Below are 20,330 nucleotides of genomic sequence, written 5' to 3' on the forward strand. Positions count from 1 at the left end.
TGATTGAACGGCACTTGACTGACTTGATAACAGGAGGTTTCTAAGTGACATATGCCAAACGAGAACTTGACCCGGTCGACGCCAGCGGCGCGACCTCTCTACTCGAGCCACTGCGCCAGGAAGTCGCCAGTCTGCTCGACCTAGACCCGCGGGAACTGGACCCGCACCGCTCACTGATCGAATACGGCCTGGAGTCGATCAAGCTGATGCGCCTGCAGACCCGCATGGCCGCCAGGGGCATCAAGCTGCCGAGCCTGGCCCGCCTGCTGGAAGCCCCCACCTTGCAGGACTGGGCCGCCCAAGCCCGGCCGGGCAAGCCACGGGCGCAACTGGCGCCGGTGGCGAAGAGCGAACCGGACGCCGCCTTTGCCCTGACACCGATTCAACAGGCCTACTGGATCGGTCGCCAGGATGACCAGCACCTCGGCGGTGTCGGCTGTCACCTGTATGCCGAGTTCGATGGCCAGGCGGTCGATGCCCCAAGGCTGGAACAGGCCATGTTCCAGCTGCTGCAGCGTCACCCGATGCTGCGGGCGCGTTTCCTGCCCAGCGGTGAGCAGCAGATTTTGCCACGCAGCCCGTGGGCCGCGTTGCAACGCCACGACTGGCGGGACGCCGCCCCGGCGCAGGCCGAAGCCGGCCTGCTGGCCTTGCGCGAGCGTCTGTCGCATCGGCGACTGCGGGTCGAGGAGGGTGAGGTTTGCGATGTGCAGCTCAGCCTGCTGGGCGAAGGGCGCAGCCGTATTCACCTGAACCTCGACCTGCTGGTCGCCGACGTGCTGAGCTTCGAAATTTTCCTGCACGACCTGGCGATGTTCTATGTCGGCCGCGGCGGCGAATTGCCAGCCCTGAGCACCGGTTTCGCCGACTACCTGGCGACCCAGACGCAACAGCGCGCAGCGAGCCTGGCGGCCTCCCAGGACTACTGGCGCCAGCGCATCGCCGATCTGCCCGGCGGCCCGGCGCTGCCCCTGGCCCGTCAGCCGGAACAACTGACCCGCACCCGTTTTTCGCGACGAGCCTTCACCCTCGACCTGGCCTCCCTGGCCGCTTTGCAAACGCGCGCCCGCGACGCCGGCTTGACCGTAGCCAGCGTGCTGGCCAGTGCCTTTGCCCAGGTCCTGGGGCGCTGGAGCAGCGACGGGCACTTCGTGCTCAACCTGCCGTTGTTCGACCGCCAGGAACAGGCGCCGGACGTCGCGCACATGATCGCCGATTTCACCAACCTGACCCTGCTGGAAGTGGATGTCAGCCAGCCGCTGAGTTTCGTCGAGCAGACCCGGCGCCTGCAGCGCCAGTTGCATGACGACCTGCAGCACAATGCCTGGTCGGGCCTAGAAGTGCTGCGGGAAATGGCCCACGAAACCCGCCGCAGCGCCCCGGTGGTGTTCGCCTGCAACCTGGACAAGCCGATGCCGGCACCGTTGTTCCGCCAGGAACTGGGCGATCTCGGCTGGTCGGTGTCGCAGACGCCGCAGGTCTGGCTCGATCACCAGACCTATCCGCTGGCCGACGGCCTGATGCTCAACTGGGACGCGGTCGACGAGCTGTTTCCCGCCGGGCTGCTGAATGAGATGTTCGGCTGTTATCGCCAGGCCATCGAATGGCTCTGCACCCAGGACTGGCAGCAGTCGCTGCCGTTGCCATTGCCGCCGCGCCAGCAGCAGGAGCGCGAGCAGGTCAACGCCACGGCCGGCGAGTTGCCCGAAGACGTGCTCTATCAGCCCTGGCTGCGCTGGGTCGAGGAAACCCCGCAGGCGCCGGCGCTGCTCAGCGACTCGGTGTGCCTGAGTCACGCCGAATTGTTCGAAGTGGCCGCGCACATCGCCAGCCACCTGGTCGAGGCTGGCGTGGTGCCGGGTGACCGGGTCATGGTCTGCCTGGAGAAGGGCCCGGTGCAGATCGCCGCGACCCTCGCGGTGCTACTGGCCGGCGGGGTCTACGTGCCGGTGGCGGCCGATGGGCCGCTGGAACGCCTGCGTCTGATCCACCAGGATTGCGCCGCTCGGGCGGTGCTGGTGGAGCGCGGCGGTGCCGAACGGGACTGGCCGTTCGCCACCCTGGCCGTGGACCTTGCGACCCGCGCCGCCCAAGGCCTGTCGCCGGAAGTGGGGACGGGCCGCAATGAAGAGCTGGCCTACATCATCTACACCTCGGGCTCGACCGGTCAGCCCAAGGGCGTGATGATCGACCACCGCGGCGCACTGAATACCGTGCTGGACATCAACCGCCGTTGGCAGGTGGATGCCCGCGACCGGATCTTCGGCCTGTCGTCGCTGAGTTTCGACCTGTCGGTCTACGACATTTTCGGGGCCCTGGCGGCCGGCGCGGCGCTGGTGTTGCCGGCGGCCGACAGCCTGCGCGAGCCGCGGCACTGGCTGGCCAGCCTGCAACGCCACGACGTGAGCGTGTGGAACTCGGTGCCGGCGCTGTTCGACATGCTGCTGACCGAACTGCAGGGGCAGGGCGCCCGTCTGCCGCAGAGCCTGCGCCTGGCGATGTTGTCCGGCGACTGGGTGCCGCTGGACCTGCCGGCCCGGGCCAGGGCCTGTGGTCCGCAGTTGACCCTGGTGGCCCTGGGGGGCGCCACCGAGGCGTCGATCTGGTCGAACTGGTTCGAGGTCGGGCAGGTGGACCCGTGCTGGGCTTCGATTCCCTATGGTTACCCGCTGACCAACCAGTATTACCGGGTGCTCGACAGCCAGGGACGCGATTGCCCGGAAGGGGTCAAGGGCGACCTGTACATCGGTGGTATCGGTGTGGCCCTGGGCTACTGGAACAATCCCGAGCGTACCGCTGCGCAGTTCAGCCTCGACCCGCAGAGCGGTGCACGCTTCTATCGCACCGGCGACCTGGCGCGCTATACCGCAGGCGCCCGCCTGGAATTCCTCGGTCGCAAGGACTTCCAGGTCAAGATCAAGGGCCATCGGATCGAACTGGGCGAGATCGAATCGGTGCTGGCGCGCCAGCCCGGCATCCGGGGTACGGCGGTGGACGTCCAGGAAGACAGCGCCGGCAGCCGTCAGTTGGTGGCTTACGTCACCCTGGACCCGGCGCAACGGCACGACCCGCTCAACCCGGTCGGCTGCCGGCAGGAGCCGCCGGCGGACGTCGAGGAGCGCTGGCAGGCCACTGTCGAGGCCGGCCGGGACGAGGTGCAGCAGGCCCTGGTCGATCTGGACCTGCCAAGCTTCAATGCCTTCTGGCGTGATATCGAACGCCTGGCCGCCCTCGGCATGGCCAAGACCCTGGCTGAGGCCGGCCTGTTCACCGAAGAGGGCATGACCCACGACAAGGCGCAGGTCATGCAGCGCCTGCAGGCCTTGCCGCGTTATGCCAAGCTGGTGGGGCAATGGCTGCAGACCCTGGCCGACGACGGTTTCCTGCAGGCGGGCGACGGTGATAGCTATACCGCCCGCCGCGGCTTGGGTGCCGAGGCCTTCGAGGCGGCCTGGCAGGCCCTGAGCGATATCGGCATGCTCGGTGACCATGCCGAACAGGTGCTGGCCTATATCCGCCGCAGCATCGACGGCCACCTGGCGCTGTTCCGCGGCACCCTCGACCCGTTGGAAATCTACTTCCCCGAGGGCTCGACCCGGGTCGCCGAAGGCATCTACCGGTTCAACCCGGTCAATGCCTTCCTCAACCGGGTGGCGGCGCAACTGGTGGGGCACCTGGCCGCCAACCGCCAGGGCACCCTGAACGTCCTCGAGGTCGGTGCCGGTACCGGCGGTACCAGCGAATCGCTGTTTGCCGCCCTTGAGGGGCACGATGTGCGCTATCGCTTCACCGACCTCTCGGATTTCTTCCTGGAGCGCGCCCGCCAGCGCTTCGCCCGCTGGGACTTCATCGACTACGGCCACTTCGACATCAACGACGAGCCCGAGCCGCAAGGCGTACGCCTGGGGTCCCAGGACCTGGTGGTGGCGGTCAACGTGCTGCACGACGCGCGCAACCTGGCCAACACCCTGGCCTCGCTGCGCCAGATCCTGCGCCCCGGCGGCCAGTTGCTGGTGATCGAGGCGACGCAGAACTGTCGCCTGCAGATGGTCAGCATCGGTTTCATCGAAGGCATGAGCGACTATGACGACTGGCGGGTGGAGAACAACCTGCCGTTCCTGTCGTTGCCGCAATGGGAGGCCGAACTGCGTGGCAGCGGTTTCGCCCGGCAGCAGGTGTTCCCCGAGCCCGGCAGCGAGGCGGCGGTGATTGCCCAGCATGTGCTGCTGGCACAGAACCTGGAGCCGGCGGTCCGTCTCGATGCCGAGCGCCTGCGGCGGCACCTGGCGGGGCACCTGCCGGAGTACATGCTGCCGGCGCATTGGGTCACCCTGCAGCGCTTGCCGTTGAGCGGCAACGGCAAGGTCGATCGCGGCCGCCTGCCGGCCCTGAAGCTGGGCGACAAGGTCGGCAGCGATGACTACGAGCCGGCCCATCCGGGGCTGGAAACCCAGGTCGCGGCGCTGTGGGCGCAGTTGCTCAAGCGCGACAAGGTCGGCCGACGCAGCGATTTCTTCGCCCTGGGCGGCGACAGCCTGCTGGCCACGCGGCTGATGGCCTTGCTGCGCCAGCAGTTGGCGTGCGAGGTGCATTTGCGCGACCTGTTCCAGCATCCGCGCCTGCAGGATTTCGTCGCCTGGCTGGGGCAGCCCAAGGCCGAACAGCCACTGGTGATGCTCAATCGCCCGGTGGGTGGGGTCAATGTGGTCTGCCTGCCGACCGCTGATGGCGAGTGCGAGAGCTATCGGCAGTTGGCCGTCCGCCTGGACGGGCAACTGAGCCTGGTGGGCCTGCGCGATCCCCAGGGGCGCTGCGGCAGCGAGCTGCCTGCGGCACTGCACGGCTTTATCGAGACCCTCAAGGCATTGCCCGGACCGGTCCTGCTGCTGGGCTGGTCGGTGGCGGCGAAACTGGCCACGGCGCTGGCCGGCGAGATGGAACGCCGCGGCCAACCGGTGGCCGGGCTGATGCTGCTCGATCCGCTCTCCACCCGCTGCTTCGAACAGGATGGCGTGCTGCAGCCAGCGCGTTTCTTCGGCTTGCCGCCGGTGCCCGCCGGCGATCTGTACCTACAGGCGCGGCAGGCCGGGAGAATCCCCCGTGGCCTGGAACCCGATGCATTCCAGGCGCTGCTGCAGCGTTGTCGCAACCTGCATGCCGGGCTGGCGGGCTACCCGACGCCACGGTTGGCGGCGCCGGTGCGCGTCCTGCAAAGCGCGGCGAGTGCCGAATGCTGGTCCGAGCCGTTGCACGACTGGCAGGACCTGCTGGAGCAGGCGCCGGCGCCACAGACGCTGTGGACGCTGCACTGGGAGCTGTTGAGTGATCAGGAGTCGCTGGCGGTCATTGCCGAAACCTTGCTTGGCCTGACCCGCGACTGACCTGGAGAACGCTCATGAAGCTGACTTTCGAAGCGCTGGGCGGTCAGTCGCCCAGCCCCGTGCACCTGTTCATCTTCCCCCACGCCGGCGGTCAGCCGGCGACCTACCGGTCCCTGGCCGAACACCTGGGAACCGCTGTGCAAGTCTCGGCCATGCTCTATCCCGGGCGTGGACGGCGGATGTTCGAGCCGTTGCCGGGCTCGATCGCCGAACTGGCCGAAGAGGCCCTGGCGGCGCTGCCGCGCAACCAGCAACTGGTACTGCTGGGGCACAGCATGGGCGGCTTCGTTGCCCATGCGCTGGCGGCCCGGCTCTGCGAGCAGGGGCGGCCGCCGGCGCGGCTGCTGTTGTCGTCGGTCCGCGCGCCGCACCTGACGCCGCATCGCTGCCTGGCCGGGCACTCGGATGAGGCGTTCGCCACGGCCCTGCTGGAACTGGGAGGCATCGCCCCGCAACTGCTGCGTGATGCCGAGGCGCGGGCGTTGTTCCTGCCGATGCTGCGTGCCGACTTTGCCCTGGCCGAAGCCCATCGCGCCCAGCCGACGAAGCCCCTGGACTGTGCCGTCAGCCTGTTTCACGGGCGTGATGACGAGCATGTGCCGCTGGCCGACCTGGAGCGGTGGCGCGACTGGGCGGCCATCGACCAGCTGCATCTGCAACCGGGCGGGCACTTTCACCTGCTGCAGCAGGTGGCCGAGTTCGCCGGCAGCGTAGGGCCGCTCGCGCCTGCCAACCTGGCGGTCCGTACCGCTTCCCGCAACGTCCACCTCCGTTAACCGAGATCAATGCCATGCCGACTGTGAACCTCAAGACACCTGAAGCCTGCCTGGACCTGAATGACATTCGCGACGGTATCGATGCGCTCGATCATCAGATCCTCGAAACCCTGCAACAAAGGCTGCGCTACGTGAAGGCCGCCGCCCGATTCAAGCCGAGCGAGCAGAGCATCCCCGCGCCGGAGCGGGTGGCGGCGATGCTTGCCGAGCGCCGCCAGTGGGCGGAGGCGGCCGGCCTCGAGGTCGGTTTCATCGAAAAACTCTACGAGCAGATCATCCACTGGAACATCCAGCAGCAGATCCTGCACTGGCGCGCCACTTATCCTGAACGGGTGCAAGCATGAGTCCCTTTATCGATCGCACGGCCTTGCTCGACTGCCTGGAGCAGGCCCGGCAACGCGCCACCGACCAACAACGGCCGGTCCTGGCCTGTTTCAGTTGCCCCTGGCCGGCCTGTGACGGCCTGCGGGCCTTTGCCGCCGCCTGGGGCTTCACTCAGGCCGTACTCTGGCAGTTCGCCGAATCGGGCCCGGCGATGGTGGGCGTCGGCCGTGCCCTGGAACTGGGGCTGCAGCAGGACCAGTCGCTGGTCGAGCTGCAACAGGCCTGGCAACGCTGGATGGCCGAGGCGGTCATCGTCGGACCACAGCGGCCACGGCTGTTCGGCGGCCGCACCTTCGACCGGGAAAATCCCTGCTCGGAACAATGGCGGGCATTTACCGAGGCCGCTTTCGTCCTGCCCCGGCTGAGCCGCCAGGGCGAGCATCTGTTGCTGGCCAGCCAGATCGACGAACAGACCGACTGCCAGGCGTTGTGCCAGGAGCTGCTGGACGACCTCTATTACTGGTGGGAGACGGAGCAGGGCAGGCCGGTGACGACCTTGCAGCCGGGACGCAATCCGCGGGTTCGCGAAAGCCTGCCGGCGGAGGAATGGAAAGCCCGGGTGAAGCGGGCCCTGGCCGATATCGAAAGCCGCCAGTTGCACAAGGTGGTGCTGGCGCGCGAGGTCAGGATCCAGGCGGACACTCCTTTCAGCCTGCCACGCATCCTGCAGGCCCTGGCGCAGGGCAACCCCGGAGCCTATCTGTTCGCCTTCCGCCGTGGGGACAGCTGCTTCCTCGGCGCCACGCCGGAACGCCTGGTACTGCAACAGGCCGGGCAACTGCGGACCACCGCGCTGGCCGGGAGCATTCCCCGTGGCACCTGCGCGCAAAGTGATCGGGCCAACCATGACCGTCTGTTGGCCAGCGCCAAGGATCGCCATGAGCATGCGCTGGTGGTGGAAACCCTGCGCAGTGACCTGAGGCGCTTCACCGCCGAGTTGCAGGTGCCTGAGGTCCCGGTGGTTCATCGACTCAAGCATATCCAGCACCTGATGACGCCGATCCACGGCCGTCTGCTGTCCGAAGTGCCGCTGCTCGCGGTGGTCGAGGCGCTGCACCCGACGCCGGCGGTGGGCGGGCTGGACCGTCAGGCGGCGATCCGCTGGATTCGCCGGCACGAGAGCCTTCACCGCGGTTGGTACGCTGCACCGGTCGGCTGGCTGGACAGCGAGGGCGATGGCGAATTCGCCGTGGCCCTGCGTTCGGCACTGGTGCGCGGCGAGCAGGCCTGGGCCTTTGCCGGCTGCGGCCTGGTGGCCGGCTCCGAGCCGGAACTGGAATACCGCGAAACCTGCGTCAAGTTGCGGACCATGCTCGATGCGCTGGCACCGGGCCTGAGTGAAAACCTGGTCGAGGCATCGCGGCTGCAGGCCTGACAGGAAGCCAATCATCCAAAGGGATTTTCAAGCATGCATCAGAATCTGAGTGAACTGAGGGCGCAGTGCGTGGCGCCGCCCGCCGGCCTGGCCAGCGAGTACCGTCGTCTGCCGTACTGGCAGGAGCTGAGCCTGGGCCAGATGCTCAAGGCCCAGGCCGAGCGCCATGGGGAACGCCCGGCGCTGGTCGATGGCGAGCGCTGCCTCAGTTATCGACAACTGTACGAAGGTGTCGAGCGCCTGGCCACCGCACTGTGGAGCCGCGGCCTGCGGCCGGGCCAGGTGGCGATCGTGCAACTGAACAACCAGGCGGCCGTCGTCGAACTGGTGTTCGCCCTGTTCCGCCTCGGCGTGGTCCCGGTGATGGCCCTGCCGGCCCATGGCGAACGGGAGATCGGCCAGTTCGTCGGCCTGACCGATGCGGTGGCCTGGTTCCATCCGCAATACCCCCATGACAGCGCCAGGCAAGCGGTGGTCGAGCGCATCCGTATCGGCTCGCCGTCGTTGCGCCTGGTGGTGGCGGTCGAGCCGCAGGAGTCCTGGCGCGACCTGATGGCGGGGCAGGACACTGCGGCGACCATCGCCCAGCCGAGCCCCGACGATATCGCCTGCTTCCAGCTGTCCGGTGGTACCACTGGCATCCCCAAGCTGATTCCACGGCGGCACAACGAGTACCTGTACAACGCCCATGCCAGTGCCCACGTCAGTGGCTTGGACAGTGACTCGCGCCAGTTGGCGGTATTGCCCATGGCCCACAACTTCCCCATGGCCAGTCCCGGCTTCATCGGCACCCTCAGTGTCGGAGGCTGCGTGGTGATTGCCCGGGATCCGAGCCCGATCGAGTGCTTCGAACTGATCGAGGCCCATGGCGTCACCCATGTTTCGCTGGTTCCGACCCTGGTTCTGCTGTGGCTGGAGGCCGCGCAGGAACTGGCACCGGTACTCGACTCGCTGCAGGTGCTGCAGGTCGGCGGGGCCTCGTTCGCCGAGGATGTCGCGCGCCGCGTCGAACCGACCCTCGGCTGCCGACTGCAGCAGGTGTTCGGCATGGCCGAAGGGCTGCTGAGCTTCACCCGCCTGGACGATCCGCTCGATCGGGTCTGCACCACCCAGGGCCGGCCGCTGTCGCCGGCGGACGAAGTGCTGATCGTCGACGACCAGGATCGGGAGTTGCCGGTGGGGGAGAAGGGCCATTTGCTCGTGCGTGGGCCGTACACCCTGCGCGCCTACTACGGTGCGCCCGAGCATAACCGGCACGCCTTCCGCACCGACGGTTTCTACCGCACCGGTGATCTGGCCCGGCGTGACGCCGAGGGCTACCTGCGTCTCTGCGGGCGCGACAAGGAGCAGATCAACCGGGGGGGCGAAAAGATCGCCGTGGACGAGGTCGAGAGTGTGCTGATCAGCCACCCGTCGATCTATGATGCGGCGGTGGTCGGCCTGCCGGACGAGTACCTGGGGGAAAAGAGTTGCGCGTTCATCATCCTGCGCCAGCCCATGGAATCGCGGGAAATCGGTGACTTCTTGCAGCAGCAGGGGCTGGCGAGCTTCAAGCAGCCGGACCAGTACTGCTTCATTGACGTGTTCCCGGCCACCGCGGTGGGCAAGATCAGCAAGCGTGGGCTGCGCGAGCGTCTGCGTGAGCAGTACCTGACCGGCTGATCAGGCGGGACGGGTGATCAGGCTCAGGGCATAGGCCAGGAAAGCCTGGTCATCCGGCACCGGGTGGCCGCTCACGGCGATGGCATCCTGGGCCTCGATCCGGCTGTGCAGCCAGTACTGGATCAGCCCGCCGACAGTGATCATCGCCTGGCCGGGCGGTATGTCGTTGCGCACGTAACCGGCTTCCTGGGCCCTGGCGAAAATCGGCACGAACAGGTTGTTGAGCTGTTCGGAGCGTCTTTTGCGTTCCTCGTCCTGCTTGCCCATGATCCGCCACAGTTGGAAGCGCAGCGCGCTGGGGTGGGATTTCCAGTAATCCATGTAGGCGCCGACCAGGGTCGGGATGGTCTGGGCGTCGATGGCGTTTTCCGTCAGCGACAGGTCCTTGAACCACACCTGGAAATCGGCGGTGACCCGCTCGCCCACCTGTTCCCAGAGGGTTTCCTTGTCCTTGAAGTGATGGTGGATCAGCGGCGGCGAAACCTGCGCGGCCAGGGCCACCTGGCGAATTGATGCACCCTCGAAACCCGAGACGGAAAATATCTTCAGCGCCGCATCCAGGATCAGGTCGCGGGCATCGGGGCTCGAGTAGTGCGGGCGTAGTTCAGGCATTGTCGGTCTCCAGACTGGCCGCCAGAGTCTAGCCATGACTGACCGCCTGATCAACCGGCTGAACGCCTTGAAAATACCGTTGCTGAATCACGGTGGAGCAGGGCAAGGGCAGTGAACTATCGGTTCCGGTAATAGTGAACATCAAGCATCGCAAGTTCCGTTTTGCCGGGGCACACCGGAAAATTGCCGCCATTCCAACGAACCGCGTCTTTAACCAGGATTTGCCCATGCGCCGCTTACTGCTTCCCGTTCTGGCCTTCGCCGCCTTGTTGCTCCAGGGGTGTGCCTCCGCCCCCAACGACCCGACGCTGACCCTGCAGACCAGCAAGACGCCGGAGGAGTACACCGAGTGCGTGGTGCCGAAACTGCAGAAAAACGCCCTGACCCCGATGGTTTCCCAGAGCCAGCGGCACTACAAGATCGTCGTGGCCAGCAAGTTCGCCGCGGACAATGTGCTCGAGGCCTACAAGGCGCCGAGCGGTGGCAAAGTGTTCCTCTACGAGCGGCAACTGCTGGCATCGACCTTCAAGGCCTCGCCGTTCGAGCGTGCCGCGCAGGATTGCCTGTAGTCAGCGGCCCGTTTCCGCTCTTGGCTGGCCTGCCGGCAACAGTACATCCAGTTCACTTCGACCCGGTATCGAGGTCAATTCGACGCGTCCGCCGAGCTGTTCGACCCGTTCCCGAATATTGCGCAGACCGATACCGGCCTGGCTGCGGGTGACCTGGGCGATGTCGAAACCGATCCCATCGTCGACCATTCGCAGGCGGATCGAGGTTTCGCTGCTGTACAGGTTGATCGAAACGTGACGGGCCCGGGCATGCCGTTCGATGTTTGCCAGGCCCTCCTGGACGATACGGAACAACGACACCGCCGCCTCGTCGGCCAGGCGGCTGTCGAAGTCACTGACGCTGCAACTCACCTGCAACCCCGTCCGCTGCTCGAACTCCGCGGTAAGATGACCGATCGCCGCCGGCAGGCCGAGGCTGTCGAGCAGCGACGAGCGCAGGTCGTGGGACAGGTTGCGCACTTCGCCAATCGCTTCGCCCATGCGCTCGGTGGCTTCTCTGAGGATGCCCAGGCCTTTGGCGTACTGTTGTTTTTCGAAGACATGCCCGGCCAGCTCGAACTTGAACTTGATCGACACCAGCAACTGGCTGATCCCATCATGCAGCTCGCGGGAGATCCGTGAGCGTTCCTCTTCCTGGAGGCTGACGATACGCCGGGTCAACTGCCGCAGCTTGCGGTCGGCCAGGCGCTGCTCGCTGAAGTTCAAGGTCATGCCGCCGGCGAACACCAACAGCACCGCGACCAGTGCCACCAGGGCGATCGCCAGCATGGTTTCGTGAATGCCACGGGCCACCTCGTCGCGGGCCTGCCGGGTGGCCTGGTCGACATCTTCCAGGTAGATGCCGGTGCCGAGCATCCAGCCCCAGCGATCGAGCATCACCACATAGGACAACTTGCCGGTGACCTGGCCGGTGGACGGCTTGTTCCAGGCATAACGCTGGAAACCCGTGCCGGATTGTGCGGTTTTCAGTAGTGCCTGGATCACCGCCAGGCCGTGGGGGTCCTGCATCTCCCAGAGATCCCGGCCGACCAGCTCCGCCTGCCGCGCATGCATCAGGTTGCGCCCCTGGCGGTCATAGACGAAGAAATAGCCATCGACGCCGAAACTGAGCTTGCGCAGCACCTCCAGCACCTGCTGCCGGGCCTGTTCATCGCCCTGGCCGTCGTTATACAACGGCGCGATCAGGCTCTGGGCGAGGGCGACATGGTTCTTCAGCTCGGCGCGTTTGCTGGCCAGGATGCTGTGTTCGATCAGTTGCGCCTGCTGGTCGCCCAACTGGCGGTTGAGGGAAAACACCAGGCCGCAGATCACCGCGATCGCCAGCGCCAGGGGCAGAATCCCCAAGGCGACGACTTTGTGTTTGAGCTGCATCTGGGCTCCTGTCCGGCTCGTGTGGGGAGGGTTGTCAGGCAATTCGTAGAGACGACGAGCTCAGTCCTACGGATGTCTTGTAGATATCGGACAACCACATTGGGCCAGTTCCATCAGGCGGAAACAAGGTATGCAACAACAAGAAAGGGCACTGCCAAGCCTTGCCTGGCTTTGGACTGCCCCCTGAAAGGCGGGCAGACCCACCGTAACCTCAAACAGGTGGGGAGTGCAGCTATCATCACTCCGGCATATACCTCACCCGCAACCGCTCCAGGGTCCCATCCCGACGCAGTGCCTCCACGGCATTGCGCAGCCGCTTCACCAGATCCGCGGAACACTGTTTGGAGCAGGCCAGATACACCTGCGCCGAACTCATCACCGGGCTCATGTACAGCTTGCGATCGGAGAGCTTCGGCCAGATATAGCGGCTCTCCGGAACGCCATTGAACCAGGCATCGATCCGGCCCATGAGCAGCATCTGCGCGGGATTGTCGCCGATGGTCAGCGGGTAGATCTGATCCTTGTCAAAACCCTGGGTACGCAGGATTTCCTCCTGCGCGCTGCCCAGCCCGACACCGATCACCCGATAGGTCTTCCTGGCCTGGTCGAAGCTGGTCACCGGCTTGTCGAGACTGAAAAACGCCCGGTCCATGCTCATGATCGGCGCGATCCAGGTGAAGCGATCCTCACGTTCCGGCGTGCGCGTCAGTGGTGCAATCAACAGATCCTGCTTGTCACTGACATGCCGCTGCGCCCGGGCCCACGGCAATGCCTCTATATGGGCGGTGTGGCCTGTCCTGGCGATGGCCTGCACGGCAATATCGCCGACGATGCCATGCCCGTTGGAATCGTCGACAAAGGTCAGCGGCGGTGCATCGAGGATGTACAGATCGATAGGAGAGGGCGAGGGCGCGGCCAATGCGGCCTGTGCAGTCAGCAGCGACACGGAAAGACACAGCCGGGCCAGCCAGGGGCGGGCCGTCGATGGGCGGGGGGCGGGTTCCATGGCAGGTCTCTCTAGCTCGGCGGATGTCATGGGGCAGTAGCCTGGCTGATAGCAAACGGCTTCAGAGTAGCATCAGAGCCCTCGGATGGTGCATCGTTCCCAAATTTTGTGCACGTGCCCTGGACGCCTATCGAGCATTCGTGTCGGGCGCCACCCGGTTGCGCAGTGGCGCTTGCTTTTATGAGTGAGAGTCGGTGGCGCGGCGATTAGATCGGCGCTGCAAAGCTTTTGAGTGCACGAATGATCTCTGTGGCTTGAGTGATTTCCTCGATGACTTCATGGGGGCTCAGAGACGATCGGCTTAGTTGACTCTGGTAGAGCGAGATAAAGGTATTGAGATTGGTTTTTTGTATATCAATCGATGACTTCACGGCTGAGATCACCAGGATTTTCTGGATCTTTTCACGAATGTCGCTGGCATTTACAGAAGTTGCCCAGATCCTGAGGTCCAACTTGACGATGGAGGGGCCGTCAGTCAGGACGAAGTATCTGTCCTTTCCTGCCGTGAGTTCTTCGTCGTGGGCGAGAAAGGTCCTGATAATGTCCGCTATCTGGCTGCCAATGACATTGCGCATCCTGGCAGAACCGCCTGCGACGATTTTTTCCAGGGGCCCCATGACCGCACCGAGCACCTGGCGATCGGTCACGGCAGGGTTGTAGGCATGCACCTCTGAATAGGTATCGATGATGTTCGAAATGGGCACTATCTGATTGTCGCTGCCCAGGGAGGTATTCAAGCGGTTCGTGAGCTCCAGCTCGGCGACTGTGGCGCGTGCCTTGCCAAGATCGAAGAGCGTTTTCACATGCTCGCGCACATTTTCAAGCTCCTCATCGTTGAACAGCTTCAAAGCTTCCTTGAGTTGCCCCATGTGTACGTCCTCGCCGGTTCAGGTTTTGAGTGGTTTTAACACAGCCGGAATCAACCGAGAAGCGGGCGGTTAAATGAATGGAATTGGATAACTCAACTAAATCTCCATTTAGTTGAGTTATTTCATGAGTTGCCCGTGAAGGTCGTATCCCAGCAGTGTGAGGGGATGAATGTCAGTCAAGCGGGATTATCGACTTCCTGAAATAGCACCCACCATGTATTGGTTCAAATCGCGAAAATCCTTAACGCTCCAGGCGTGCGAAGGCAGCTTTACACCGTTCTCCTGCAAGGTTCTTGGAATCAAATCCCCATTGGGGCGAAGTATTACCGATGAAACAATAACGCCCGGGTAATCATTCAACCGCTTTTTGAAGGCTGACGTCGTCAGATCAGGCGTGGGAGGATTGCTTTTTTTAGCCAGCGGGCCTGTTCCCTTGATATCGGCACCATGGCACATGGCGCATCGTTGTAAATAGAGGTTCTTCCCATTGATGTTATCCGCCAGGGATGGCGATGCCTGAATGAGCGATAGAGTGCCGAGTAAGGCCATGAGTGGTGCTTTCATTCCACGAAGCATGCTGATCCCTTGTTTATGCTGAGGCTGGATACGTCATTGGGGCCTTTGTCTGGCCGAGTCAAAGGCCTTTCATGCATTTCCTGACGTCATCGTCGATCACATTGCCAGGCTTGATGCAGTCCTTGAGCGACTTTTTATCTGGCAGACCGTCGAACGCGGCGCGTGCCTGAGCGCGACATTGCTTGTTCATTACGTTGGCGAACTCCGAGCGTTGACCTTTGTAGACTCCGCAAAGCACTGCGTCCGAGACTTTCTGAACCTGAGCAGTGAACGGTTGCGTGATGGGTTGGGCTGATCCTGTGCTACAGACAAACAGCATGGCTGCGGTGATGATCCATTTCATGAAGCGTCCTTGGATGATGTGGCGATGCAATGAGCGAAACGTCCGGGAACGAGACGTTAGCGCAAGGTCTTGATTTGCGTAAGGTCCGGCTCATGAATTCTGTGGAGAAGCGGACTGAACGAGTCATATGATACTACGCATAATGTATATTATGTTAAATTGTGTATGTGCGTAATGGCGTTCACACTGCCCCTCGTCGAATCTGTTTGCCGGAACGTAAAATGTCGCCCGCTCCAATTCAGCTCGGACGCCCTGCGCTTTCAGCTTGATCAGCCACCACACGAAAGGATTCCAATGAGCGCTGAAGAAAAGATCGACACGACTACGCCTGCCGTCATCGCCAAATCCACCAGTCAATTCCCTTGGGTACTCGCGTTGCCTTTTCTTGGCTTCGTCGGTTATGCCGCGCCGTACGTCACTGGATTGATCTACTGGCAGGACTATTTGCGTGGCCTGCATATTCCCTCTGGGCTATTCGAGGTCGAAGCTCGCGATTATTTCGTTTACGCCTACGTGGCCCTGGTCGAGTCGCTTGGCAACTGGACCGGCATTGTGCGCAACCCGGTGGTCTGGCTAATCATCGCCGGCACTATCCTGGGGCTTTCCACTGAATGGGTGCTTATCAAGAAATTCGAAACCAGTATTCGGATAAAGAGCACTGTTGAAAAATACACTCGCAATCGATACGTCGCGCTCACCAGTGGACTCGTGGTGCTTTCCGCAGTTATCACGACTTTGTTGATGCTGATTCCGCTCATTCTGCTGCCGGTATTGCTTCTCCCTGGAGTCATTGGCGAATATGGCGCCAAACAGACACTGAAGCGCGATCGCGAGATCTTTGCCAAGGGTTGCGATTTCTCCGAGCAGGCAAAAAAGCGCTGTTACGTGGTCAGGGACGGCGAGAAGATCATTGCCTCGGGCTTTCTGGTGGCCACCTCCGGCTCCAAGCTGGCCATCTATAAGGATGGCCGCCCAAAGATCCTTCCGCTAAAGGAATACAGTGTCGAAATTCTGGTTAAAGAGGACGAAAAACCGGTTACGCAGTCATACACTGAAGTCCAGCCACTCGACTAACCCTCGGCTATCCGCACGAACCGAACCCGAGCCCGCTGCGGCCGCAGGGAAAACCACCCCCGTGGCGCCAGCTCGCCGTCGTACACGATGTCCCAATGCTCCACCCAGTAGGCCAGCGCTGCCGCCAGATCGATCATCGCCATCGCGGTTCCCGGGCAGGAACGGTCCCCCAGGCCGAACGGGAAATAGGCGCCGCGCGGCCACGTTGCCGAGTCCAGGAAACGTTCCGGGCGGAATTCCAGGGGCGTCTCGAACCAGCGTGGGTCGCGATGGGTGATCCAACTGGAGACCATGACCACGTCGCCCCGCTTGAGCGAATGCCCGGACACTTCGATGTCTGCCGTCACCTGCCGTGGCGCCAGGCCGTAGGCTGGTGGGTACAGGCGCAGGCATTCCTGCAGCACCGCCCGCAGCAAGGGACAGTTGCGCAGGTCACTGACCGAGCGGATGGCTGGCCAGTCGATGGGGGCCAGTTCGGCCCGCAGTCGCTTGCACAGGTCCGGACGTTGCGCCAATAGCAACAGGCACCAGGTCAAGGTGACGCCAGTGGACTGGTGCGATGCCATCAGTAGCGTGCAGAGTTCATCGCGCAATTCGACCAGGGGCCTGGGCGACTGCTGCGCAACCTCGTCGACCACCGCCCGCAATTGCCCCAGCGCCCAGCGTTTGCGCGGGCAGAGTTTGCTCGGGAACCAGTGCCCCAGGGGCAGACCGGTGGACATTTCCAGCAACGCCACCCGCGACAGCAGGCGCACCGCCTTGGCGATCCGGTAGGCCGAAGGCTCCAGGTCCACCTCGAACAGCGCGTGACCGCTGAGGGTGGCGCTGAACGCGGCCATTTCCAGGTCGAGATCGTACTCGCGCCCCTCCTCTATCCGCTCTGCCCACTGTGCGGCCAGGTGGCGCACCTCACTGGCCGCTGGCGCAGTAATGTGTGGACGTACCGCCTTGCGCTGTGCCTGGGCCGGCTCGCCTTCGCGCATCATGAAGCTGCGCCCGTTCCATTGCTTGAGCATGCACAGGGCTGGCGCCCAGCGGCGCAGGTCGTCGCGATGCTCGACCATCAGCTCGTGCACGGCTTGCGGATGGAACAGACACCAGACACGCTGCGGGCCCATGCGCATGACGGCGACGTCCGGCTGCATCGCGTGCATTTTCTGCAGCCAGGCCAATGGGTCGCGCTGGATCTCCAGCCAATGGCGCAAGCCGGCGCGGTTATCACCGACCCAGGGCAGATGGGCCAGCCGACGACGGATCGGGCAATTGGGGTTGGCTTCGAGCATGGTTCCGTCTCGCTTTCCTTCGCTGGGGCCTTGCAACAGCGCGGATTCTAGACTTTTCGAGCCTGAACACCAACACGACGTTACTGATCGTTCCCACGTGCCGCGTGGGAAACGCAGTCCGTGACGCCCTGCGTCACAAGAGCGGACGACAAGCGTCCTGGGAGGCATTCCTACGCGTAGCGTAGGAGCGGCCGTCTCAGAAGTCCGCTGATGTCAGTCGCCATTCCCGGCAATGGTGATGTAGTCGGTATACACCTGCGGCGCACCGGAGAAGGACGCCAGTTGCCGCCATTCCTCGTACATGCGCTCGCTCTCCTGGTGCTCGCGGACAAAGGTCAATGCCTTTTCCGTCGACACGTCCAGTTCCGGGTGGAAGGCATTCAGCGAGGCCAGGCTCTCGATCTCCAGCATCACCGCGTACTGGTCCAGGCGGTTACCGCCCTGCCCCTTGAGCATGTGGAACTTCCAGCCCGGGTAGTCTTCGATGCGCTGGATATTGCCGGTGATGAAGTCGTCGAAGGTCTGCGCCGACACGCCGGAGCGCAACGCCAGGTTATGGATGCCCACCACCCGTGCCACCGGTTTCTCGCCGGCCACGGCGCGGTAGTTGGGGCCTTCGGCCAGGGAACTGTGGTTGTTCTGCGCCAGCAGCGAATAGGTGGAAAAAAGGGTCGGCAGTTCGGCGAAGGTCGCGAAGGTTTTCCATTCGGCGATCAGTTCCAGCGCCTCGCCATGCTGCTGCCAGAACTCGCGGGCATGGGCGGTCTGGTCGCCGTTGTGGTCGATGTAGTGGGCATATTCTTCGGCGCTGGGCGCTTCGAACAGCATCAGGTACTGGTTCTGTCGCTCGCCGCGCAGGCCCTTGAGCAACGTCCAGCGCCAACCGGGATACGCCGGGATGGCGACGCCACGCTGGCGCACGAAATCCTCGAAATGCTCGGCAGTGACGCCCTTTTTCAGGTTGAGACCAATGTAGTGCAGGCTGAATACCGCTGCGGATTCCTGATTCATGATGACTCCATGGAGGGGTAACGTCGGGACGAAACAAACCGGTGTCTAGCGCACAGCCTTCGGCCCCCGGCCAGTGATGCGCCAGGCGCTGGCGCAGACCAGCAGCAGGATCACCACCCCGGCGCCAAAGGCGCTGGTCAGGCTGGCATGCCGGGCGACCAGGCCGATCAGCGCCGGGCCGCTGAGCAGGCCGCTGTAGCCGACCAGGGTCACGGCCGACAGGGCCATGCCCGATGGCACGCGCGGATGGTTGCCGGCGGTGCTGAACAGGATCGGCACGATGTTGGAAAGGCCGATGCCCGCCAGGACGAAGCCGCCCAGCGCCACCCCCGGCCGATCGATCGAGACGATCAGCAACAGGCCGATGGCGGCGCAGCCGGCACCGGCCGCCAGCAGGCGCCGGTGCCCCACGGCATTGACCAGGCGGTCACCGCCCAGCCGGCATAGCGCCACGGCCAGGGCGTAGAGGGTGTAGCCGAAGCCGGCGTGGCTCTTGTCCATGCCCCGCTCGCTGTGCAGCAGCACTGCCGACCAGTCGAGCATCGCCCCTTCGATCATGAAGATGAAAAAGCACAGCAGCGCGATGACCAGCAGGCTCGGCTGGACCAGCGCCCGCAGCAGGCCAGCGGTTTCACCAGGCTCCCGGGGCTGTCGGCCGAGCAGATGGGCGCAGGCCTGCATCACCAGCAACGCGATCAGCAGCACCACCAGCAGGATCGCCTGCAGAGGCGCCAGCCCCGCCCACAACAGCAGACTGACGCCACCCGCCCCGGCCACGCTGCCGATGCTGTAGAAACCATGGAAACCGGACATCTTCGCCTGCCCGCTGTCGCGTTCGACAATCACCGCCTGGGCGTTCATCGACACATCGAGCAGGCCGTTGACCGCGCCAAACAGCAGCAAGGCCGCGGCGAGCGCCAGTGTTGCGCTGGCATGCATCATGAACGGCAGCACCAGACACAACAGTGTGGCGCAGGCCAGGATCACGGCCCGGCAGCCGAACCGGGCGATCAGCCACCCGGTAAAGGGCATCGCCAGCATGGAACCGGCGGCGATGCAGAACAGCAGCAGGCCCAGGGTGTCGTCGCCGATGGCCAGCCGGCCCTTGACGAAGGGAATCAGCGGTGCCCAGGCGGCCATGCCCAGCCCGGCGACAAGGAAAATCCGCCGAGTAGCCTGCTGCTGGCGCAGATTGCCCGCCAGTCGTGAGTCGAGCACTTGAGTCGTCATCAGCTCAGACTCTGCGCGACCGACAGGTAGTCGGTGTAGATCTGCGGCGAGCCGGAGAACGACGCCAGTTGCTTCCACTCCTCGTACATCTGTTTGGTGTCGCGATGGGCCCGGGCGAATTTCGCCGCCTCGTCGGTGGCGATATCCGGCTCCGGGTAGAACACATCCAGCGCCTGGAGGCTGGCGATCTCCATCATCACCACGTACTGGTCCAGGCGATTGCCGCGCTCGCCCTTGAGCAGGTGGAACTTCCAGTCCGGGTAGTCCTCGATGCGATGGTGGTTCTCGGCAATGAAGGTCTCGAAGGTCTGCGCCTGGACATCCGCACGCAACGCCAGGTTGTGGAGGCCGATCACCCGGGCGATGGGCGCCTGCCCTGCCCGCTCCTGGTAGCGCGGGCCCGGCGCGACCGTGCTCTTGCGGTTTTCGGCCAGCAGGCGGTAGTCGGTATAGAGCGTCGGCAGTTCGGCGTAGGTGCCGTAGCGTCGCCATTCGCCGAGGATATCCAGGGCCTGCGGCCGCTCACGCCAGAACTGGCGGGCCCGTTCGGTCTTGTTGCCATCGGCCGTGATATACAGGTCACGCTGTTGGGCACTGGCGATCTCGAACAGCATCAGGTACTGCCCTGCCCGCTCGCCCCGCAGCCCGCGCAGCAGGGTCCAGCTCCAGCCCGGGTAACAGGGAAGGTGCACGCCTTTCTCGCGCACGAAGGTTTCGAACTGCTCCGGCGTCACCCCGGCCTCGGTATCGATGGCGATGTAGTGGAGGCTGAAGACCGCTGTGGAGGGGGTGTTGTGCTGTTGCATCG

The 20,330-nt window shown here is 64.1% G+C and carries 17 protein-coding genes; 7 read left to right on the forward strand and 10 right to left on the reverse strand.

Translation table 11 applies throughout. The annotated features are described in order from the left end of the window. The first annotated feature begins 44 nt into the window (after nucleotides 1–44). The 5 genes from ACMGT0_RS16085 to ACMGT0_RS16105 are packed head-to-tail and all read left to right on the forward strand — an operon-like array spanning nucleotide 45 to nucleotide 9,578. Nucleotides 45–5,381: an amino acid adenylation domain-containing protein gene (locus tag ACMGT0_RS16085; RefSeq protein WP_416768963.1), complete on the forward strand. Its 5,337-nt coding sequence runs from the start codon at nucleotides 45–47 to the stop codon at nucleotides 5,379–5,381. Between the two features lie 14 nt (nucleotides 5,382–5,395). Next, nucleotides 5,396–6,157, forward strand: coding sequence for a thioesterase II family protein (locus tag ACMGT0_RS16090; protein WP_416768964.1), 762 nt, complete (start codon nucleotides 5,396–5,398; stop codon nucleotides 6,155–6,157). A 14-nt stretch (nucleotides 6,158–6,171) separates the two neighbouring features. Next, nucleotides 6,172–6,501, forward strand: coding sequence for an isochorismate lyase (locus tag ACMGT0_RS16095; RefSeq protein ID WP_054061580.1), 330 nt, complete (start codon nucleotides 6,172–6,174; stop codon nucleotides 6,499–6,501). Continuing rightward, complete coding sequence (locus ACMGT0_RS16100; RefSeq protein WP_416768965.1) at nucleotides 6,498–7,916, forward strand: isochorismate synthase; 1,419 nt, start codon at nucleotides 6,498–6,500, stop codon at nucleotides 7,914–7,916. The genes ACMGT0_RS16095 and ACMGT0_RS16100 overlap by 4 nt, the downstream gene beginning before the upstream one ends. Before the next feature lie 33 nt (nucleotides 7,917–7,949). Further along, nucleotides 7,950–9,578 (forward strand): (2,3-dihydroxybenzoyl)adenylate synthase, encoded by a 1,629-nt coding sequence (locus ACMGT0_RS16105; RefSeq protein ID WP_416768966.1) that lies wholly within the window; start codon nucleotides 7,950–7,952, stop codon nucleotides 9,576–9,578. Here ACMGT0_RS16105 and ACMGT0_RS16110 read toward each other — a convergent pair whose 3' ends face one another. After that, nucleotides 9,579–10,190: a TetR/AcrR family transcriptional regulator gene (locus ACMGT0_RS16110; RefSeq protein ID WP_054061427.1), complete on the reverse strand. Its 612-nt coding sequence runs from the start codon at nucleotides 10,188–10,190 to the stop codon at nucleotides 9,579–9,581. Between the two features lie 227 nt (nucleotides 10,191–10,417). Between ACMGT0_RS16110 and ACMGT0_RS16115 the strand changes: the two genes are divergently transcribed. After that, entirely contained in the window at nucleotides 10,418–10,759 is a 342-nt protein-coding gene (locus tag ACMGT0_RS16115) for a hypothetical protein (RefSeq protein WP_054061426.1), read from the forward strand. Here the strand turns inward: ACMGT0_RS16115 and ACMGT0_RS16120 are convergent, their stop codons facing one another. The 5 genes from ACMGT0_RS16120 to ACMGT0_RS16140 form a co-directional block, all read right to left on the reverse strand. Beyond that, on the reverse strand, nucleotides 10,760–12,130 hold the full coding sequence (locus ACMGT0_RS16120) for a cache domain-containing protein (RefSeq protein WP_416768967.1): 1,371 nt from the start codon (nucleotides 12,128–12,130) through the stop codon (nucleotides 10,760–10,762). Nucleotides 12,131–12,368: 238 nt separating this feature from the next. Further along, entirely contained in the window at nucleotides 12,369–13,136 is a 768-nt protein-coding gene (locus ACMGT0_RS16125) for a substrate-binding periplasmic protein (protein ID WP_054061424.1), read from the reverse strand. Nucleotides 13,137–13,342: 206 nt separating this feature from the next. After that, nucleotides 13,343–14,005 carry a hypothetical protein gene (locus tag ACMGT0_RS16130; protein ID WP_416768968.1) on the reverse strand — a complete coding sequence of 221 codons (663 nt, stop codon included), beginning with the start codon at nucleotides 14,003–14,005 and terminating at the stop codon, nucleotides 13,343–13,345. 186 nt (nucleotides 14,006–14,191) lie between these two features. Continuing rightward, on the reverse strand, nucleotides 14,192–14,569 hold the full coding sequence (locus tag ACMGT0_RS16135; RefSeq protein ID WP_081006131.1) for a c-type cytochrome: 378 nt from the start codon (nucleotides 14,567–14,569) through the stop codon (nucleotides 14,192–14,194). Between the two features lie 70 nt (nucleotides 14,570–14,639). Then, nucleotides 14,640–14,924, reverse strand: a complete 285-nt coding sequence (locus ACMGT0_RS16140) for a hypothetical protein (RefSeq protein WP_416768969.1) — start codon at nucleotides 14,922–14,924, stop codon at nucleotides 14,640–14,642. A gap of 294 nt (nucleotides 14,925–15,218) precedes the next feature. Here ACMGT0_RS16140 and ACMGT0_RS16145 point away from each other — a divergent pair, with 294 nt between their 5' ends. Then, nucleotides 15,219–15,998, forward strand: coding sequence for a hypothetical protein (locus tag ACMGT0_RS16145; protein ID WP_416768970.1), 780 nt, complete (start codon nucleotides 15,219–15,221; stop codon nucleotides 15,996–15,998). Here the strand turns inward: ACMGT0_RS16145 and ACMGT0_RS16150 are convergent. The 4 genes from ACMGT0_RS16150 to ACMGT0_RS16165 form a co-directional block, all read right to left on the reverse strand. Beyond that, nucleotides 15,995–17,281, reverse strand: coding sequence for a cytochrome P450 (locus tag ACMGT0_RS16150; protein ID WP_416768971.1), 1,287 nt, complete (start codon nucleotides 17,279–17,281; stop codon nucleotides 15,995–15,997). The genes ACMGT0_RS16145 and ACMGT0_RS16150 overlap by 4 nt on opposite strands. 213 nt (nucleotides 17,282–17,494) lie before the next feature. Then, nucleotides 17,495–18,292, reverse strand: coding sequence for a hypothetical protein (locus tag ACMGT0_RS16155; protein WP_054061418.1), 798 nt, complete (start codon nucleotides 18,290–18,292; stop codon nucleotides 17,495–17,497). Between the two features lie 45 nt (nucleotides 18,293–18,337). Continuing rightward, on the reverse strand, nucleotides 18,338–19,522 hold the full coding sequence (locus tag ACMGT0_RS16160; RefSeq protein WP_416768972.1) for an MFS transporter: 1,185 nt from the start codon (nucleotides 19,520–19,522) through the stop codon (nucleotides 18,338–18,340). Next, nucleotides 19,522–20,328 (reverse strand): hypothetical protein, encoded by an 807-nt coding sequence (locus ACMGT0_RS16165; RefSeq protein WP_054060858.1) that lies wholly within the window; start codon nucleotides 20,326–20,328, stop codon nucleotides 19,522–19,524. Before ACMGT0_RS16165 ends, ACMGT0_RS16160 begins: the two co-directional genes overlap by 1 nt. Nucleotides 20,329–20,330: the final 2 nt, after the last annotated feature.

The organism is Pseudomonas sp. RHF3.3-3 (assembly GCF_048069595.1).
In the GTDB taxonomy this organism is placed as follows: domain Bacteria; phylum Pseudomonadota; class Gammaproteobacteria; order Pseudomonadales; family Pseudomonadaceae; genus Aquipseudomonas; species Aquipseudomonas fuscovaginae_B.

Coding starts and splice junctions, on each gene's coding strand:
- ACMGT0_RS16155 (WP_054061418.1), bottom strand. CDS start 18,292: ATGAATCAGGAATCCGCAGCGGTATTCAGCCTGCACTACATTGGTCTC.
- ACMGT0_RS16115 (WP_054061426.1), top strand. CDS start 10,418: ATGCGCCGCTTACTGCTTCCCGTTCTGGCCTTCGCCGCCTTGTTGCTC.
- ACMGT0_RS16090 (WP_416768964.1), top strand. CDS start 5,396: ATGAAGCTGACTTTCGAAGCGCTGGGCGGTCAGTCGCCCAGCCCCGTG.
- ACMGT0_RS16130 (WP_416768968.1), bottom strand. CDS start 14,005: ATGGGGCAACTCAAGGAAGCTTTGAAGCTGTTCAACGATGAGGAGCTT.
- ACMGT0_RS16145 (WP_416768970.1), top strand. CDS start 15,219: ATGAGCGCTGAAGAAAAGATCGACACGACTACGCCTGCCGTCATCGCC.
- ACMGT0_RS16110 (WP_054061427.1), bottom strand. CDS start 10,190: ATGCCTGAACTACGCCCGCACTACTCGAGCCCCGATGCCCGCGACCTG.
- ACMGT0_RS16140 (WP_416768969.1), bottom strand. CDS start 14,924: ATGAAATGGATCATCACCGCAGCCATGCTGTTTGTCTGTAGCACAGGA.
- ACMGT0_RS16120 (WP_416768967.1), bottom strand. CDS start 12,130: ATGCAGCTCAAACACAAAGTCGTCGCCTTGGGGATTCTGCCCCTGGCG.
- ACMGT0_RS16135 (WP_081006131.1), bottom strand. CDS start 14,569: ATGAAAGCACCACTCATGGCCTTACTCGGCACTCTATCGCTCATTCAG.
- ACMGT0_RS16125 (WP_054061424.1), bottom strand. CDS start 13,136: ATGGAACCCGCCCCCCGCCCATCGACGGCCCGCCCCTGGCTGGCCCGG.
- ACMGT0_RS16095 (WP_054061580.1), top strand. CDS start 6,172: ATGCCGACTGTGAACCTCAAGACACCTGAAGCCTGCCTGGACCTGAAT.
- ACMGT0_RS16105 (WP_416768966.1), top strand. CDS start 7,950: ATGCATCAGAATCTGAGTGAACTGAGGGCGCAGTGCGTGGCGCCGCCC.
- ACMGT0_RS16100 (WP_416768965.1), top strand. CDS start 6,498: ATGAGTCCCTTTATCGATCGCACGGCCTTGCTCGACTGCCTGGAGCAG.
- ACMGT0_RS16165 (WP_054060858.1), bottom strand. CDS start 20,328: ATGCAACAGCACAACACCCCCTCCACAGCGGTCTTCAGCCTCCACTAC.
- ACMGT0_RS16150 (WP_416768971.1), bottom strand. CDS start 17,281: ATGCTCGAAGCCAACCCCAATTGCCCGATCCGTCGTCGGCTGGCCCAT.
- ACMGT0_RS16160 (WP_416768972.1), bottom strand. CDS start 19,522: ATGACGACTCAAGTGCTCGACTCACGACTGGCGGGCAATCTGCGCCAG.